The organism is Streptomyces sp. NPDC057694, assembly GCF_042799415.1.
Taxonomy (GTDB): Bacteria; Actinomycetota; Actinomycetes; order Streptomycetales; family Streptomycetaceae; genus Streptomyces.
The window spans coordinates 134,783-151,693 of record NZ_JBHVIX010000012.1 but is presented as its reverse complement, the minus strand read 5'-3'; the positions used below and the strand labels follow the sequence as shown (position 1 = coordinate 151,693).

Sequence of the window (16,911 nt, the reverse complement as noted above, 5' to 3'; positions counted from 1 at the left end):
GGAGATCGGCGAGGGGGGGGGGGGGGAAGCGGGAGGGGGGGGGGGGGGGGGGGGGTGGGGGGGTCCCTCTTTTTGTGGGGGGGGGGTCTCCGTGGGGGGGGGACCCCCCACGATCCACCCACGATCCACCCCGGCTCCGATCTCCTGACCTGCACTCTTCCGTAGCGTCGACGGTGTTGAACCACTCCGCTCCGACCGCTCCACGGAGGCAGTCATGTCCGGGCCGACCGAAATTCTCGTGATCGTCGCCGTCGTCGCGCTCGTCGTCGTGCGCCAGTTCAGGACCGAGCGCCTGGCGATGGACCGCAAGTGGTGGCTGCTGCCCGTGATTCTCGGATTCGTGGCCCTCAGGAGCGACTCCCTGATGGATCCGCGGCACACCGCTGCTTCGGTCGTCCTGATCGCTGTCGAGATGGTCGTCAGCGTCGGCATAGGGATCGGCTGGGCGTTCACCACCCGGCTCTGGGCCGATGACCAGGGGGACGTCTGGACCAAGGGCACGGCCGCCACGGCCGGTACGTGGGTCGGGGGCGTCGCGGCACGGGCGGCCGTCGTCGGGATCGGTCTGGCGATGGGTGTCCACCTCGGCAGCTCCTCGTTCATGCTGGGCTTCGCCCTCTCGCTCCTGGTCCGTACCGGTGTCCTGATGTGGCGGGCAGGGCAGAAGCAGGCGGCGTACGTTGGAGTCGCCCCCCAGCCGGTGTGGGAGGGCCGCAGGTGAACCCCGGTTACTGGACGACGTGGCCCACGCGTGAGGCGCTCTCCCGCGTGGGGCGGACGCGCGCCCGGCGTGGGCTCTCCTGGGCCGTGCGGATCGCGCTGGTGGGGACTCTGCTGTGGACCGCGGTGGCACAGCGCGACGTCGGCCCGTGGGCCGTCGCGGTCGCTCCCGTAGGACTGATCGCCTGTGCCGCCGCGGCCTGGGGCTTCTACTGGACGACGCTGGCCCACCGGCTGTGGCCCTCGCTCGCCCTGCTCGCGCTGCTTCTGCTGGCCGCGGTGGCGGCGCACCGCATCGGATTCCTCGGACCGGCCAGCCTGCTGTGGTGCGGCTGTGCCGTCACCGCCCTGCAGCGCATGCCGCTGCTGGCCGCGGTCCCGGCCGCCGCCGCCTCGCTCGCCGGTTTCGCCGTCGTCAATCAGGATCCGTGGCTGACCACCGCAGCGATCATGGCGGGGCTGTGCCTGTCCGGCTATGTACTGCGCCTCGACGCCGAGGCCAGAGGCGGCGCGCAGCGCCTGCTGGTGCAGGAGAGGGCCGCGAGGGCCGCGGAGGCCGAATCGGCGGCTCTCGCGGAGCGGGCGCGGATCGCCCGGGAGATCCACGACGTCCTCGCGCACAGCCTCTCCGCGCAGCTTGTCCACCTGGAAGCGGCACGGCTCCTCATCGAGCGCGGCGCCGACCGGGACCAGATCCTGGACCGCGTCGTGGCCGCACGCGGTATGGCGCGCGACGGTCTCACCGAGACCCGGCAGGCACTGTCGGCGCTGCGCGGCGAGATGACACCGCTGGAGGAGTTCCTCGAAGGGCTGGTCGCGTCCGCGGACGGTGCCACGCTCACGGTGGAGGGCGAGCGCCGGCGGTTGCCCGCAGAGGCTTCCCAGGCGGTGCGCCGAGTCGCGCAGGAAGCGCTCACGAACGTACGCAAGCACGCGCCGGGAGCCAGGACGGCGATGCGGCTGACGTACGGGGAGCGTGAAGTCGCCCTGGAGGCAAGGGACTCGGGGGCGGCCGGACGGCACGAAGAGCTCACTGTCAGTGGTGCCGGTTACGGTCTGTTGGGGATGAGGGAGCGTGCCGAGCTGCTGGGCGGGACGCTGGAGGCAGGGCCGTACGAGGAGGGTTTCGTGGTCACGTTGAGGGTGCCCCTGTGAGCGGGGCCGAGGTGGGGGAGCGCGAGGGCAGGCCGTCGGCCCGCGTGCTGGTGGTCGACGACCAGACGGTGGTGCGCGAAGGCATCGTGATGCTGCTCGGGCTGCTGCCCGGGATCGAGGTGGTCGGCTCAGGGGGAGACGGCGAGGAGGCGTTGGCGCTCGTCGCCGAGCTGGCGCCGGACGTCGTCCTGATGGACCTGCGCATGCCGCGGTGCGACGGCGTCGAGGCGACCCGGCGGATCAGGGCCGAGTATCCGGGGACCCAGGTCGTCATCCTGACCACCTACGCCGACGACGAGTCGCTTTTCCCTGCTCTCACCGCTGGAGCCCGCGGATATCTCACCAAGGACGCGGGCGGGGACGAGATCGTCAAGGCCGTCGAGGACGTGCTGTCCGGTGACGCGGGGCTCTCCCCGAAGATCCAGCGGAGGCTCCTGGAGAGACTGGCGCGGCCGGAGCCCGTCGCGCCGCCCGGACCGAAGGAGCCGCCGGACGGACTCACCGCACGGGAGGCGGAAGTCGTCCGGCTCATCGCCGACGGACTGACGAATCAGGAGATCGCCCGCGCGCTCCACGTCTCCACCGCGACGGTGAAGACGCACATTAATAATTTGTTCGCCAAAACCGGCCTCAAGGACCGTGCGCAGGCGGTGCGTTACGCATATCGGCACGGGCTTGCGAACCTTCCGGAAACCAACCGCATTTCGCCATCACCTAATGGGGTGAACGACTTGTGAGCTGAGTCCAGGATCTTCCCGATCTGTCCATCCTTGGCACGCGGCCGCAGTGGGCCGCGGACAAGGAGAGTTCGGTGGAAAAGCAAGACGGGTGCGAGACGGCGCAGCCCCGGGCCGGTGATCGCGGCGGAATCAGCGATCCCTGGTACGACGCGCTGGCCTCGGGGTGGGGCGAGATGGACGGCACAGGTGCGCCGACGCCCGCCGTACCCGCCCAGCCCGTGCCGGGACAGCGGAGTGCGGCAGGGATCTATCTGGAAGTGCAGCGCAGCGACGCCTTCCAAGAAGTGCGCAGGCGTTATCGGAGGTTCGTCGTCCCCGCGTGCGCGGTCTTCTTCGCCTGGTACGTGGCGTACGTGGTGGCTGCCACGACCGCGCCGGGACTGATGGCCAAGCCGGTCACGGGCGCGGTGAACGTCGCGATGGTGGCGGGACTTGGACAGTTCGCCAGCACGTTCCTGCTGACGTGGTTGTACGTGCGTCACGCGCGACTGCGCCGCGACCGTCCCGCGCTCGATCTGCGTTGGGACACCCAGGAGATGACACGTGGAATCGGCAACTCCGCGAGCATGAACGGTTCGGCCCGCGACGAGGGTGGTCAGTGGTGACCGGGACGCATCAGACCCTGGCGTTGGTGCTGTTCAGCGCGTTCGTGGCGGTGACGCTCGGGATCACGACCTGGGTGAGTCGCAACCGGCACGGATCCGCCGAGGAGTTCTACGCGGGCGGCCGGCTCTTCTCCCCCATGGAGAACGGTTTTGCCATCGCCGGTGACTACATGTCGGCGGCTTCCTTCCTCGGCATCTCGGGGGTGATCGCGCTCTTCGGGTACGACGGGCTGCTCTACTCCGTGGGCTTCCTCGTGGCCTGGCTCGTGGTGCTCTTCCTGGTGGCCGAACTGGTGCGCAACTGCGGGCGGTTCACCCTCGCCGACGTCGTCGCGGCGCGGATGCGGGAGCGTCCTGTGCGCATCGCGGCGGGAACTTCTTCCGTCACCGTGTCCGTTCTCTATCTGGTGGCGCAGATGGTGGGCGCGGGCAGTCTGGTCGCCCTGCTGCTCGGCGGGGAGAGCGGGGGAGCGCAGGCCTGGACCGTCGTCGGCGTCGGCGCGCTCATGGTGATCTATGTGTCGTTGGGAGGGATGCGGGCCACCACCTGGATCCAGATCGTGAAGGCCGTTCTGCTCATGGGCGGCACGATCGCCCTGACGGTGCTCGTCCTGGTGCGGTTCCACGGTGACTTCAATCAGATGCTCCACACCGCTGCGGCGCGCAGCGGGCACGGTTCCGACTTCCTCGTGCCCGGTCTGAAGTACGGCGGGAGCTGGACCGCGCGCTTCGACTTCATCAGCCTGGGCCTCGCGCTGGTGCTCGGCACGGCCGGTCTTCCGCACATCCTGTCGCGCTTCTACACGGTGCCGACCGCACGGGCCGCACGCCGTTCCGTCGTCTGGTCCATCGGGCTCATCGGCAGCTTCTATCTGATGACGATCGTGCTCGGGTTCGGCGCGGCCGCCGTCGTCGGCTCGAGCGCGGTCCGGGAGTCGAACCCGGCGGGGAACACGGCGGTCCCGCTGCTCGCCCTCGACCTGGGCGGCGGTGCCAACTCCACGGGCGGCACCGTGCTGTTCGCGGTCGTCGCCGCGGTCGCCTTCGCCACCATCCTCGCCGTCGTCGCCGGCATCACGCTGGCCTCCTCCGCTTCTGTGGCCCACGACCTGTACGCCTCCCTGCGCCGTCGTGACCGGGAAGGAAAACCGGTGGGCAAGCAGCGCAGCGAGGTCGCGGTGGCACGGGTCGCCGCGGCCGGAATCGGTGTGCTCGCCATCGCGCTCGGACTGCTCGCACGCGATCTCAACGTGGCGTTCCTGGTCGGCCTGGCCTTTGCCGTGGCCGCGTCCGCCAACCTCCCGGTGCTGCTGTACTCGCTGTTCTGGCGGAACTTCACGACGCGCGGCGCCGTGTGGTCGGTGTACGGCGGTCTGGTGCCCGCGCTGCTGCTCGTCGTGCTGTCACCGGTGGTCTCGGGCAGCCCGACCTCGCTGTTCCCGGGCATGGACTTCCAGTACTTCCCGCTGGAGAACCCCGGGCTCGTCTCCATCCCGCTGGGCTTCCTGGCGGGCTGGCTGGGCACCGTGACCTCGCACGAGCCGCCGGACGAGGCCAAGCACGCCGAGACCGAGGTGCGGGCGCTCACCGGCGCAGGAGCCGTGTGAGCCCACGGCCCCGACGGACCGCACCAGCCGCAGGCGGGCCGTCGGGGCCGATCTCCGAGTGCTCGGCCGCACGCCCGTCGCCCTCGGGCCCGGGTCAGGCCCCGGCCCCGGGGCGCGGGTTCGCCCAGACGTAGAGATGCTCCGGGCGGCCCGCGTCGCCGTACTTCAGGGTGAGTTTCGCGCTGCCGGTGCGTTCCAGCAGTTTCAGGTACCGCTGCGCGGTCTGCCGGCTCAGGCCCGTCGACTCGGCGATCTCCTGGGCGGACAGCGGCCGTTCGGCGTTGACCAGCGTCCTGCGGACCAGCTCCGCCGTGCTCGGCGAGTGCCCCTTGGGCAGCTCGGGCTGCGCCCCGGTCGCCGAGAGGGCCGCGAAGATCCGGTCCACCTGGGCCTGTTCGGCCTCACCGCCGCCCGCGAAGGTGTGCCGCAGAGCCGCGTACGCCTCCAGTTTGGCGCGCAGGCCCGCGAACGCGAACGGCTTGACCAGGTACTGCAGCGCACCCTGACGCATCGCCGCCTGCACCGTGGCCACGTCACGGGCCGCGGTCACCATGATCACATCGGTCTGGTGGCCCCGCCGACGCATCTCGCGCACCAGGTCGAGCCCCGTCTCGTCGGGCAGATAATGGTCCAGGAGCACCAGATCGAGCCCCGGCCGCTCCTCCACCAGCCGCAGCGCGTCGGCCGCGTTGTGCGCCTCTCCGGCGACCCGGAAACCCGCGACCTTCGCCACGTACGCGGCATTGACCCGCGCCACCCGGGTGTCGTCGTCCACGACCAGTACGTCGATCGGTGCGTTGGCCGATATGCCGGCCGATACGTCGTTCATCGCGACTCCTCCGTCGCCAGGGCGCCCGCGCCGTCGTACACGGCGCTGGAGGCCGGTTCGGTGAGGGCGTCGGGCAGCACGATCGTGAACAGGGCTCCGCCGCCGTCGGCCTCCGCGACCGTGGCGCGGCCGCCCTGCCGCTCCGCGAGCCGGCGCACCAGGGCGAGACCGATGCCGCGCTTGCCGTGCGCGGGCGGCTTCTTCGTGGACCAGCCCTCGGTGAAGATCAACTCCCGTTGCTCCCGGGGGATTCCGGGGCCGGTGTCCCGCACGCGCACGACGGCGGTCGTGCCTTCCGCGCGAAGTTCGACCTCCACGCGCGCGTGCGCGGTGCCCGCGACGGCGTCCAGCGCGTTGTCGACCAGATTGCCGACCGCGGTCACCAGGCCGCGCGAATCGATCAGCCGGTCGGGCAGCAGTGTGCGGTCCGACATCCACAGGATCACGCCGCGCTCGGCCGCCACGGTCGCCTTGCCGACGAGCAGCGCTGCCAGCAGCGGATCGTGGATCTTCTCGAGGACCTGCTCCGACGTCGCCCTGTGGTCACCGACCACCTCGCCCACGAACTCCACGGCGTCCTCGTACATCTCCAGTTCCAGCAGTCCCAGCAACGTGTGCATGCGGTTGGCGTGTTCGTGGTCCTGGGCGCGCAGGGCGTCGATCAGGCCGCGCGTGGAGTCGAGTTCACGGCCGAGCTGCTCCAGCTCGGTCCGGTCGCGCAGAGTGGCGACCGCGCCCCCGTCGTGCGTGGGCATCCGGTTGGCGATCAGGACGCGCTGGCCGCGCACGGTCAGCAGGTCGGTACCGGCGACACGGCCACCGAGCACATCGGTCGTCCGCCCGGGGCCGAGCGCCGTCTCCAGGGGCTGTCCGATCGACGCCGCGCCGAGGCCCAGCAGCCGCTGCGCCTCGTCGTTCAGCAGCCGGATGCGACCGCCGCGGTCCAGGGCCACGACGCCCTCCCGGATGCCGTGCAGCATCGCCTCGCGCTCGGCCAGCAGCGCGGCGATGTCCGAGAAGGCCAGATCGCGCGTCTGGCGCTGGACCCGCCGGGAGATCAGATAGGCGGCGAGCGCGCCGACGGCCAGGGCCCCGCCCGCGTACGCGAACAGGCCGGGGATCGCATGGACGAGGCGGGCACGGACGCTGTCGTACTCGATACCGACCGACACCGCGCCCACGATGGTGCCGTCACGGCCCCTCAGGGGCACTTTGCCGCGTGCGGAGCGGCCCAGGGTCCCGTCGTCGATCTGCATCACGTCGTGGCCCTCCAGCGCCGCGCTGGGGTCCGTCGAGACGACCTTGCCGACCTGGGAGGCGTCGGTGTGCGACCAGCGCACACCCTTCTTGTTCATGATCACGACGTACTCGGCGCCACTGGCCCGCCTGATCCGCTCCGCCGCGGCCTGCACCGGCCCGCCGACCGTGGGCCGTGAGGACCGCAGATCGTCGGCGATCCGCGGCTGCGCCGCGGTGGTCTGCGCGATCGCCAGCGCCCGACGCATCGCCTGGTCGTCCAACTGGTCGCTCAAAGGCGCCAGGAACAGCCCGGTGGCGAGCACGGTCACACCGGCCGCGATCGCCAGCTGCATCAGCAGCACCTGCGCGAACATGCGTCGCGGCAGGCCGAAACGCAGGCGGCGGGCGGGGGGAGTCGTGCTCATGGTGACGAACGGTACGGGCCCGTGCGTCCCGGTCGAAGCCCTTGTGGCGCGGATCTCGTACGAGGCCGGAGCCGCACCCGTACGAGGACACGGTCGCGTCAGCCTAGGGGCGCGGGGACCTCACGGATCGCCACGACATCCATGCGGGCCGGTGACCCGAGGGCGGCGCCGCAGCTCTCGGGGCGCGGCGGCGCGGACGTGCCCTGCGCCACCGTGACGAGCCACCGGCGTCCGTCGACGTGCGCGAGGGTGACCTTCCAGCGCGGGGTGTCGCCCTCGACGGCTTCGGTGCGGACGACGGTGAGGGCGTCGGCGGCATCCTCGCGGACGGCCCGGCGCACCGCGAGTTCCGCCGCCTGACCCGGACGGTCCCAGGCGGAGCTGCCACGGCACCCGTCGGTGACGACGCGGCCCGCGCGAACCGTCTCCAAAATCCCCTTCACCTCTGCGGCGGTGGTCCGCCCGTAGGCGTAGCCGTACGGCAGCACCAGGAGGGTGGGGGAGAAGCGGTGGCCGCCGAGGTGGGTGACCTCCCAGACGCCCTCCTCGCCGGAGAGCGCGAGTTCGGAGGCGAGCGGCCGGCCCAGGACGGCGCAGCAGCGGTCACGCTTGCCGTTCGTGCACACGAGCGCGAGCGGAGCACCTTCGTGGGGCGCGCCGAAGCCGCCGTGAACACCCGCACCGAGCGCCGCGAAGTCGAGGGCGAGCAACTCCTCGGGAGCAGTGATCACAGCGCTGCGCAGCCAGGCGTCGCCCGGAGCGGTGTGGGCGACGTACACCTGCCGCCGGGGTTGTGTGTGGCGGTCCGCGTGCCGGCCGGGGCGGCGCACGAGTGCGACGCGCACGCCGGTGCCGTCGGCGGCAGCCTCAAGGGCGCGGCCCACGTCGGGGTCCAGATGGCTGGACGTCAGAGCCTTGGCGCCCCAGGGGCCTGGCTGCTCGATCAGCAGCCAGGTCCGGGCGGTGGCCGCGGTTCCTGCGAGAGGTTCGTCAAGGTCCCGCGAGGCGGTCGTGCACGTACTCACACAGGGCAGCCTAATCCGCTCCGGCGATCACTCCTGCTCCGGTGGTGTCGGCAGCGGCCGGGGCGGACGCACGCCTACGTAGTGGCCCGTGGGCCGCATCCGCAGCGGCCGTTCCCCGTACTCCTCCAGGGCGTGCGCGATCCAGCCCGCTGTGCGCGCGACGGCGAACAGCGTCTCGCCCGCCTCGGCCGGCATCCCGAAGGAGGTCGTGAACACGGCGAGCGCGAGGTCCACGTTGGCGTGCAGATCGGTGTGGCGGGCCGTCGTCGCCACCACGTCGCGGGCCGCGGCCAGCGCGGGCTGCGCCTCGGGCAGCTCCTCCAGAGCCGCGAACAATGCCTGGGCGCGTGGATCCTCGCCCTTGTAGAGACGGTGTCCGAGCCCGGGGACGCGGCGTCCGGCGCGCAGCTCGTCGGAGACCACCGGACCGGCGCCGCCGCGGTCCAGGACGTCCAGCAGCATCCGGTGGGCCAGGCCGCTGGCCGCGCCGTGCAGCGGCCCCTCCAGGACGCCGAGACCCGCGGAGACGGCCGCGTACGCGTGCGCCCGCGCCGACGCGGCCACGCGAACGGCGAGTGTCGAGGCGGCCAGGTCGTGGTCGGCGAGCAGCGCGAGAGCCATGTCCAGAACGCGCAGTGACGCCTCGGCGGGCACCTTGTGGGACAGCCGTCCCCACAGCCGCTGCGCGATCGGTTCACCGTCCGCGTAGGTGGACCGCACCAGGGGCAGAGCGGTCGCGAGCGTCGGGATGAGGGAGCGCGCGGCGCCGAGGACGGACTCCTCGGACAGGTCGTAGCGCAGCGGGTCCGCGGTGGCGGCGGCGACTGCCGCGACCCGCAACCGGTCCACGGGGCTGGTGAATTCGGGCAGAGCGGCGACCGCGCGCCGGGCCGCCGCGCGTGACTCCTTCGGTGCGGTGAACCGCGCACCGGGGCGCAGGGTCCCGGTCCACAGCCACTCCGCCACCTCCTCGTAGGAGTGGCGCTTCGCGAGCTCCACGGCATCGGCTCCCCGGAAGAAGTACCTGTCACCGTCGATGAGGGTGAGGCAGGTGCGCACCGTCAGCTCGTTCGCCGCCGAACCTCCCGTGCTCTCCCGCTTGTTGCGGCGGGCCAGGGCCTCGACCTCGGCAACATCGAAAGTGCTGCCGCGCCGCCCCTCGCCCCGCCGGCTCGTGAGCTGCCCCCGGCTCACGTACGCGTACACGGTCTCGGGCTTCACGCCGAGCAGCTCGGCGGTCTCCCTGGTGCTCAGTCGACGAGCCTGATGGGTGGCCGGCGGTGCCGGTTCTTGATCCCTCATGTGCGTCACCGTATCCGGACGACTATAGGTTGATTCAATCAATATTGACAGAAGTTGAGTCAAGCATGGACAGTCGAATCAAGTAAAGGGAGGAAACATGCCGATCAACGGGACCACGGCCACCCCCGTCGTCGACGTACCGCGCGGACTCGCCGGTGTCGTCGTCACCGACACCACGCTCGGGGACGTCAGGGGACGCGAGGGCTTCTACCACTACCGCCAGTACTCCGCAGTCGAGCTCGCGCGGAGCCGCAGCTTCGAGGACGTCTGGCACCTGTTGATCCACGGCGAACTGCCCGACGCCGAGCGGTCGGCCGCCTTCGCCCGTGAGACCGCCGAACTGCGCACGCTGCCCGACGAAGTGCGCGCGGCGCTGCCCGCCATCGCCAGAGCCGGCTCCCTGTCCGGGCCGCTCGCCGGGCTCCGTACGGCCCTGTCGCTCTTCGGCGCCTCCCGAGGATTCCGGCCCGTCTACGACATCGATGCCGACCGGCGCCGCGCGGACACCCTCGCCGCGGCCGCCGTGGTTCCCACGATGCTCACCGCGCTGCACCGGCTCGGTGAGGGGCTCGAACCGGTGGAGCCGCGCGCGGACCTCTCCTACGCGGCCAACTACCTGTACATGCTGACGGGCTCGGAGCCGGACCCCGCGCACGCGCGGGCCATAGAGCAGTACCTCATCTCCACCATTGACCACGGTTTCAATGCGTCAACATTCACGGCGCGTGTCATCACGTCGACCGGGGCGGACGTGGCGGCCTGTCTGGTCGGTGCGGTCGGGGCGCTGTCCGGCCCGCTGCACGGTGGGGCGCCCAGTCGTGCGCTGGACACGCTGGACGCGATCGGTACCCCGGACCGCATCGATCCCTGGATCCGCGAGCGGGTCCTGGCGGGCGACCGCATCATGGGCTTCGGGCACCCCGTCTACCGCACGGAGGACCCGCGTTCGCGGATGCTGCGCGGGATCGCGGAGGGGTTCGGCGGGCCGCTGGTGGAGTTCGCGGTCGAGGTCGAGCGCCATGTCGAGGCGATCCTCGCCGAGCTGAAGCCGGGCCGGGAACTGCACACGAACGTGGAGTTCTACGCCGGCGTGGTCATGGAGCTGTGCGGTCTGCCGCGCACGATGTTCACGCCGACGTTCGCCGCGGCGCGGGTCGTCGGCTGGAGCGCCAACATCCTTGAGCAGGCTCAGGACTCGAAGATCATCCGGCCTGCGGCGCGTTATGTGGGGGTGGAGCCGCCGGTGGCGGTGCCGGTCGTTTCGTGACCGGTGCGGTCGAGGTCGGGCGACGGTGGTTGCCGGACCTCGACCGCGCGAGGGCTGCGTGGTCCCGATCAGGGAGTGGGTCCGTCCGGGGGACGGTCCGTGCTGGAGTCCGTGCCGGCCGGCGATGCGTTGGTATCGCTGCCGGGCGGTGGTGGCGGGGAGTCGTCGTTCCTGGTGCGGCGCTTGTCGCGGACCGAGACCCAGGCGACGATCAGGCTGGCGGCGCCGGCCGTGAAGCCGCCGACGGCTGTAAGTGTCTCGTTCACGTCGGACAGCGCCATGGCTATGGCGTTCACTGTGTACCTCGGCGGGACGGGAGTGCTTGGTCCGATGGCCTGATGGCAGCCATCAGACCTCTGGGATGTCCGCCTTGGCACGCACGAGAGTGTCGCGGGTGATGACCACGATCCGCTCGTAGTCGGCCCGCGCGGCATCGGTGGGCAACTCGGCGTCGAGTGCCTCGGTCGCATCCGTCCCGATGACCGCGAAGTTGCCGTCCGCGAGCTCGAAGATGTCAGGGCAGGTCTGTCCAGAGGCGCTTCCGCGTTGACGGGGAGACGCACCGATGCGGCGCACGATTTTCAAGAGGATCCCGGTCCTTGGGGCTGGGTGGGTTAGGAGCGGGCACAGATTAGCCGCTCGGGAACCCTCTCGAAGCGTGCGGGATACGCCAACTGGGTTTAATCGCAAGGAGGTTCGCCAACCACCCACCACTCATCCGTCTCGGCCTCCTCCAGATCCTGGAGCAGTTGTTCGACCATGCGGCCGAGCTCGGCTTCGGCGGAGGTCCCTTCGAGGCTGGCGCGATGATGCCGGGTGGCGGTCAGGTAGGCGCGGACGATCGGGTTCTGGCAGATCACCCGGAGGTGCCCGTAGAGCTCGCGCCGGTTCATGGCACCGATGCGATGGAAGAAGAGGGCGTTGGTGTAGAGCGCGTTGGCGAACAGGTACTGGCGCTGCTGCTCAGGAGAGACCGGTTCCTCGTACGTGTCGAGGACGGCGGCCAGCGCCGGATCGTCCATGGCCTTGCAGAGCAGATCGAAATGGAGCCGGTGCTGCTCGGTGAGGGCGGCGTGCCGCCGTCTGTGCGCCACCAGCGAGGTCACGGACCCCGCGGCGGTCCCGGCACCGGCCGCCAGCGCGGCTAGTGCTCGTGCTCCATAACTCTTAGTGGCCATGTCAACCCCCGATTCAGGCGACCACGAGCCGGTCGTCGGTGCGGGTCGACAAAGACGGGGACCGGCGAGCGGTGGGCAGTGCGCTTGCCGCCTCCCAGGATGCCGAGCGGCTCTGATCGGCAGGGGGGCGGAGAGGAGGCGCACGGAGGGAAGCTCGGGTCGCACACCCCGGCGCCATGTCCTGACATCTGCCCAGCGATCGGCGTTAGCAATCGTTCACCGGGCGACCTTTCCGGCGCTCGTATCCTGGGGCGGCAGTCGTCCTTCGTACGAGATCCGGCCACCGAGCCGGTCGTGCTCCGGAGTGAGAGAGGTCGCGCGTTGAGCAAGGCGAACCCGCCGCAGATCCCCGTCGTCGTTCTGGCGGGCTTCCTCGGCTCGGGGAAGACCACGGTCCTGAACCATCTGCTCCACCACAGTGGTGGTACCCGGATCGGTGCGATCGTCAACGACTTCGGGGCCATCGAGATCGACGCGATGGCGGTCGCCGGACAACTGGGCGACTCGACCGTGTCGCTCGGCAACGGATGTCTGTGCTGCGCCGTGGACGCGAGTGAACTTGACGTCTATCTGGACAAGTTGACTCGTCCCGTCAATGACGTGCACGCCATTGACGTCATCGTGATCGAGGCGAGCGGGATCGCGGAACCGCAGGAGCTGGTGCGCATGGTGCTCGCCAGTGAGAATCCGCGGATCGTCTACGGCGGTCTGGTCGAGGTCGTCGACGCCGCCGAGTTCGACGCGACACGCGAGAAGCACCCGGAGGTGACACGGCATCTGGGCCTCGCGGATCTCGTCGTCGTGAACAAGGGCGACCGCGTGGACGCGGTGGAGCGGGAGCGGGTGCTCGGTGTCGTCCGGGCCGGGGCGGAGCGCGCCGCTGTCGTCACGGCCTCGTACGGACGTGTCGATCCCGAGATGCTCTTCGACTGCCGGCCCAGTGAGGACCGCATCGGACAGCTGTCGTTCGACGATCTGCACCGGCACGACGACGGCGCCACGGACGCCTCGCACACGGGGCATCTGCACGACGCCTACGAGAGCGTCGCCTTCACCTCCGAAGCGCCCATGGACGCGCGTCGGCTGATGGCCTTTCTGGACAGCAGGCCCGAGGGTCTCTACCGGATCAAGGGCTACGTCGACTTCGGCGCCGGCGATCCACGCAACAGGTACGCCGTGCACGCCGTCGGCCGGTTCCTGCGCTTCTACCCGGAGCCGTGGCCGGATGGCGGTGAGCCGCGGCTCACCCAGCTCGTCCTCATCGGCGCGGGCATCGACGCGGCGGCGCTCCGCGCGGAACTCGCCGCATGCCGCGGCGGAACCGCCGACGCCCCACACGCGGCGGACGAGCACGGCATGTGGGGCGTTCTCCGCTACGTGCAGGACAAGGGCGACGAGGCCGACGCGGATGAGACTGCGGGACTCTAGTGCTGTGACCGCAAACCATCACCGGGTGGTGTTGGTGCCTCTCGCGCTGGTAAGGGTTCGCAGGCTGACCGAGCAGGAGGGGCAGAAGCTGCGGCGGGTCGTGCGCCGGGGCAGTACTAGCACGGTGCGGTTCCCCCGGGCGCAGATGGGCAGGCCTGCCCGGTTGCCGGCGACCTTCCACCGCACTTACGGGATCACGTACTTCCACGGCTGCTATTCGGTCGGCGACGACACGCTCAGGCCCGGCACCCCGACGTCCTGGCGGCGCAACGTCGTGAACGCGCCCGCGTTCGGAGCCAGAAAAGCATCCGCTGGGGAGGCCGCCCCGTCGCTGCAGCAGCCTGACCAGCACCGGATCGTCAGGAGGTCTCCTTGTGGACGGCTTCGATGTTGTTGCCGTCCGGGTCACTGACGAACGCACAGTATGCGCGGTACGCGCTCCACGCGCGGGGCTCGTGCCGGGAGGCGCCCCCGGCCGCTACAGCAGCCGCGTGGAAGGCGTCCACCGCGTCCCGGCTGACCGCGGCGAACGCGATGTGCACCCCTGTGGTGACGGCGCCCTCCGCGCGTTCCAGGGACAACGACGGCATGTCCCGCTCCGGACTCCAGTACTCGGCGACGCCGTCGGCACGGTAGCCGACTACGATCCCCAGAGCTTCCAGCGCAGAGGTATAGAACCGTTCGCTTGCCTCGAAGTCCGAGGCGAACACCCCGAGGTGATGAACGAAGGACGTCGTTGTCTCCATGGGGACCGAGCCTACGGAACAGCAGATCGAGCGACACGCTCTGACGCCCGACACCACCCCGCGGAACGGGTCGCGGATCTCCGGAAGGGACCCGCGACCACCCGTGACCAGCGTCCTTTAGACGGGGCCCGCCACCGCCCCCACCGTCTTCGCCAGCGAGACGCCCGAGCCGTCGCGGCGCGGATCCATCTCGGGCAGCTCGGCCGGAGTGCCGTTCTTCTGTGCCGCGCGGGCGGGCGCCGGGCCGGCCCAGGCCAGGCTCAGGCAGTCCTCGCCCTTCAGGAACCGCTGGCAGCGCACACCGCCCGTGGCACGGCCCTTTCTCGGGTACTGGTCGAACGGCGTCAGCTTCGCCGTCGTCTGTACCGAGTCGTCGAGCGTGCCGCGCGAGCCGGCCACCGTGAACACCACCGCGTCGACCGCCGGGTCGATCGCGGTGAACGAGATGACCTTGGCGCCGGTCGCCAGCTTGACGCCGGCCATGCCGCCCGCGGGACGGCCCTGCGGGCGCACGATGGACGCCTGGAAGCGCAGCAATTGCGCGTCGTCCGTGACGAAGATCAGATCCTCCTCGCCCGTCCGCAGCTCGATCGCCCCCACGATCCGGTCGCCGTCCTTGAGGGTGATGACCTCCAGCTCCTCCTTGTTGGCCGGATAGTCGGGCACCACGCGCTTGACCACACCCTGCTCGGTGCCGATGGCCAGGCCGGGCGACGACTCGTCGAGCGTCATCAGGCAGATGACCTTCTCGTCGGGCTCCAGGGAGGACAGGAACTCGGTGACGGGCGCGCCCCCGGACAGGTTCGGCGCGGACGCCGTGTCCGGGAGCTGCGGCAGATCGATCACGTTCAGCCGCAGCAGACGGCCCTCGGAGGTGACCACGCCGATCTCGCCCCGGGCCGTGGCCGGCACCGCGGACACGATCAGGTCGTGCTTGACGCGCCGGCCGCCGTCGTCCTCCGGGAACGGCTCGCCGTTCGCCGTACGGGCCAGCAGGCCGGTCGAGGAGAGCAGCACGCGGCACGGGTCGTCGGCCACCTGGAGCGACACGGCGGCGACCTGGGTGCCCGCGGACTCCAGGAGCACCGTGCGCCGGTCGGAGCCGAACTTCTTCGCCACGGCGGCCAGTTCGGTGGAGACCAGCTTGCGCAGCTCGGTGTCCGAGTCGAGGATCCCGGTCAGCTCGTCGATCTCGCCGGTGAGCTTGTCGCGCTCCGCGTCCAGCTCGATGCGGTCGAACTTGGTGAGCCGGCGCAGCGGCGTGTCCAGGATGTACTGGGTCTGGATCTCGCTCAGCGAGAAACGCTCGATGAGGCGCTGCTTGGCCTCCGCGCTGTTCTCACTGGAGCGGATGATGCGGATGACCTCGTCGATGTCGACCAGGGCGACGAGCAGGCCCTCCACCAGGTGCAGCCGGTCCTGCTTCTTGCCGCGGCGGAACTCGCTGCGACGGCGCACCACGGTGAACCGGTGGTCCAGATAGACCTCGAGGAGTTCCTTGAGGCCGAGGGTGAGGGGCTGACCGTCCACCAGCGCCACATTGTTGATACCGAAGGACTCCTCCATCGGCGTCAGCTTGTAGAGCTGCTCCAGGACGGCCTCCGGCACGAAGCCGTTCTTGATCTCGATGACCAGGCGCAGGCCGTGCGCGCGGTCGGTCAGGTCCTTGACGTCGGCGATGCCCTGGAGCTTCTTCGAGCCGACCAGTTCCTTGATCTTCGTGATGACCTTCTCGGGGCCCACCGCGAAGGGCAGCTCGGTGACGACGAGGCCCTTGCGGCGCGCCGTCACGTTCTCCACCGCGACCGTCGCGCGGATCTTGAAGGTGCCGCGCCCCGTCTCGTAGGCGTCCTTGATGCCGGACAGGCCGACGATCCGGCCGCCCGTGGGCAGGTCGGGACCGGGGACGAACTTCATGAGCGTGTCGAGGTCGGCGCCCGGGTGCCTGATCAAGTGCCGCGCGGCGGCGATCACTTCGCCCAGATTGTGCGGCGGCATGTTGGTCGCCATGCCGACCGCGATGCCCGACGTGCCGTTCACCAGCAGGTTCGGGTACGCCGCCGGGAGGACGACGGGCTCCTGCTCCTGGCCGTCGTAGTTCGGGATGAAGTCGACCGTGTTCTCTTCGATCGAGTCCGTCATCAGCGCCGCCGCGGCGTTCGGCCGGCACTCCGTGTACCGCATGGCGGCCGGGCGGTCGTCGTTGCCCAGCGAACCGAAGTTGCCGTGCCCGTCCACCAGCGGGACGCGCATGGAGAACGGCTGGGCCAGACGCACCAGCGCGTCGTAGATCGACGCGTCGCCATGGGGGTGCAACTTACCCATGACCTCGCCGACGACGCGGGCACACTTCACATAGCCGCGCTCGGGGCGCAGGCCCATCTCGTTCATCTGGTAGACGATGCGCCGGTGGACGGGCTTCATCCCGTCGCGCGCGTCGGGCAGGGCGCGGGAGTAGATGACCGAGTACGCGTACTCCAGGTAGGAGCCCTGCATTTCGTCGACCACGTCGATGTCGAGGATCCTCTCCTCGAAGGCAGCGTCGTCATCGGGTCGCGGGGTCTTCGTGCTGCGGCGGGCCATCGCTGCTGCGGCTCCTTCACCAACATGAACGGGTACATGAAACAGGGACTGTCGCGGTCCAT

General features: G+C 70.4%; 16 protein-coding genes and 1 pseudogene. 8 read left to right on the top strand and 9 right to left on the bottom strand.

Annotated features, from left to right (window positions below; translation table 11 throughout):
• The first annotated feature begins 214 nt into the window (after positions 1–214).
• The 5 genes from ACFVDP_RS25120 to ACFVDP_RS25100 all read left to right on the top strand — a co-directional run bounded on the left by ACFVDP_RS25120 (position 215) and on the right by ACFVDP_RS25100 (position 4,827).
• Positions 215–721 carry a DUF1453 domain-containing protein gene (locus ACFVDP_RS25120; protein WP_383493642.1) on the top strand — a complete coding sequence of 169 codons (507 nt, stop codon included), beginning with the start codon at positions 215–217 and terminating at the stop codon, positions 719–721.
• Positions 718–1,875, top strand: coding sequence for a sensor histidine kinase (locus ACFVDP_RS25115; RefSeq protein ID WP_383493639.1), 1,158 nt, complete (start codon positions 718–720; stop codon positions 1,873–1,875). Before ACFVDP_RS25120 ends, ACFVDP_RS25115 begins: the two co-directional genes overlap by 4 nt.
• Positions 1,872–2,612, top strand: a complete 741-nt coding sequence (locus ACFVDP_RS25110; protein WP_383493636.1) for a response regulator — start codon at positions 1,872–1,874, stop codon at positions 2,610–2,612. Before ACFVDP_RS25115 ends, ACFVDP_RS25110 begins: the two co-directional genes overlap by 4 nt.
• Positions 2,613–2,686: 74 nt before the next feature.
• Positions 2,687–3,220, top strand: coding sequence for a DUF485 domain-containing protein (locus ACFVDP_RS25105; RefSeq protein WP_383493633.1), 534 nt, complete (start codon positions 2,687–2,689; stop codon positions 3,218–3,220).
• Complete coding sequence (locus ACFVDP_RS25100; protein WP_383493630.1) at positions 3,217–4,827, top strand: cation acetate symporter; 1,611 nt, start codon at positions 3,217–3,219, stop codon at positions 4,825–4,827. The genes ACFVDP_RS25105 and ACFVDP_RS25100 overlap by 4 nt, the downstream gene beginning before the upstream one ends.
• A 94-nt stretch (positions 4,828–4,921) precedes the next feature.
• On the opposite strand, the gene ACFVDP_RS25095 is transcribed toward ACFVDP_RS25100, so the two are convergent.
• The 4 genes from ACFVDP_RS25095 to ACFVDP_RS25080 all read right to left on the bottom strand — a co-directional run bounded on the left by ACFVDP_RS25095 (position 4,922) and on the right by ACFVDP_RS25080 (position 9,647).
• Entirely contained in the window at positions 4,922–5,656 is a 735-nt protein-coding gene (locus tag ACFVDP_RS25095; RefSeq protein WP_383493627.1) for a response regulator, read from the bottom strand.
• On the bottom strand, positions 5,653–7,320 hold the full coding sequence (locus tag ACFVDP_RS25090; protein ID WP_383493623.1) for an ATP-binding protein: 1,668 nt from the start codon (positions 7,318–7,320) through the stop codon (positions 5,653–5,655). Before ACFVDP_RS25090 ends, ACFVDP_RS25095 begins: the two co-directional genes overlap by 4 nt.
• A 98-nt stretch (positions 7,321–7,418) precedes the next feature.
• Complete coding sequence (locus ACFVDP_RS25085) at positions 7,419–8,345, bottom strand: sucrase ferredoxin (protein ID WP_383493621.1); 927 nt, start codon at positions 8,343–8,345, stop codon at positions 7,419–7,421.
• A gap of 27 nt (positions 8,346–8,372) precedes the next feature.
• On the bottom strand, positions 8,373–9,647 hold the full coding sequence (locus tag ACFVDP_RS25080; protein ID WP_383493618.1) for a citrate synthase: 1,275 nt from the start codon (positions 9,645–9,647) through the stop codon (positions 8,373–8,375).
• Between the two features lie 97 nt (positions 9,648–9,744).
• Between ACFVDP_RS25080 and ACFVDP_RS25075 the strand changes: the two genes are divergently transcribed.
• Complete coding sequence (locus tag ACFVDP_RS25075; protein ID WP_383493615.1) at positions 9,745–10,914, top strand: citrate synthase/methylcitrate synthase; 1,170 nt, start codon at positions 9,745–9,747, stop codon at positions 10,912–10,914.
• 68 nt (positions 10,915–10,982) lie between these two features.
• Here the strand turns inward: ACFVDP_RS25075 and ACFVDP_RS25070 are convergent, their stop codons facing one another.
• The 3 genes from ACFVDP_RS25070 to ACFVDP_RS25060 form a co-directional block, all read right to left on the bottom strand.
• On the bottom strand, positions 10,983–11,210 hold the full coding sequence (locus ACFVDP_RS25070; protein ID WP_383493612.1) for a hypothetical protein: 228 nt from the start codon (positions 11,208–11,210) through the stop codon (positions 10,983–10,985).
• 52 nt (positions 11,211–11,262) lie between these two features.
• Positions 11,263–11,499 (bottom strand): hypothetical protein, encoded by a 237-nt coding sequence (locus ACFVDP_RS25065; protein WP_383493609.1) that lies wholly within the window; start codon positions 11,497–11,499, stop codon positions 11,263–11,265.
• A gap of 95 nt (positions 11,500–11,594) precedes the next feature.
• Complete coding sequence (locus tag ACFVDP_RS25060; RefSeq protein ID WP_383493606.1) at positions 11,595–12,092, bottom strand: DUF6082 family protein; 498 nt, start codon at positions 12,090–12,092, stop codon at positions 11,595–11,597.
• 321 nt (positions 12,093–12,413) lie between these two features.
• Here ACFVDP_RS25060 and ACFVDP_RS25055 point away from each other — a divergent pair, with 321 nt between their 5' ends.
• The gene (locus ACFVDP_RS25055; RefSeq protein ID WP_383493603.1) at positions 12,414–13,520 is read left to right on the top strand and encodes a CobW family GTP-binding protein; all 1,107 of its coding nucleotides are present in this window, start codon (positions 12,414–12,416) and stop codon (positions 13,518–13,520) included.
• A 222-nt stretch (positions 13,521–13,742) separates the two neighbouring features.
• Positions 13,743–13,865: pseudogene (locus ACFVDP_RS25050) on the top strand (IS630 family transposase); the annotation flags it as partial.
• A gap of 14 nt (positions 13,866–13,879) precedes the next feature.
• On the opposite strand, the gene ACFVDP_RS25045 reads toward ACFVDP_RS25050, so the two are convergent.
• Together ACFVDP_RS25045 and ACFVDP_RS25040 are read right to left on the bottom strand one after the other, a co-directional pair.
• Positions 13,880–14,266, bottom strand: a complete 387-nt coding sequence (locus ACFVDP_RS25045; RefSeq protein WP_383493600.1) for a VOC family protein — start codon at positions 14,264–14,266, stop codon at positions 13,880–13,882.
• Positions 14,267–14,383: 117 nt separating this feature from the next.
• Entirely contained in the window at positions 14,384–16,849 is a 2,466-nt protein-coding gene (locus tag ACFVDP_RS25040; protein ID WP_383493597.1) for a DNA topoisomerase (ATP-hydrolyzing) subunit A, read from the bottom strand.
• Between the last annotated feature and the right edge of the window lie 62 nt (positions 16,850–16,911).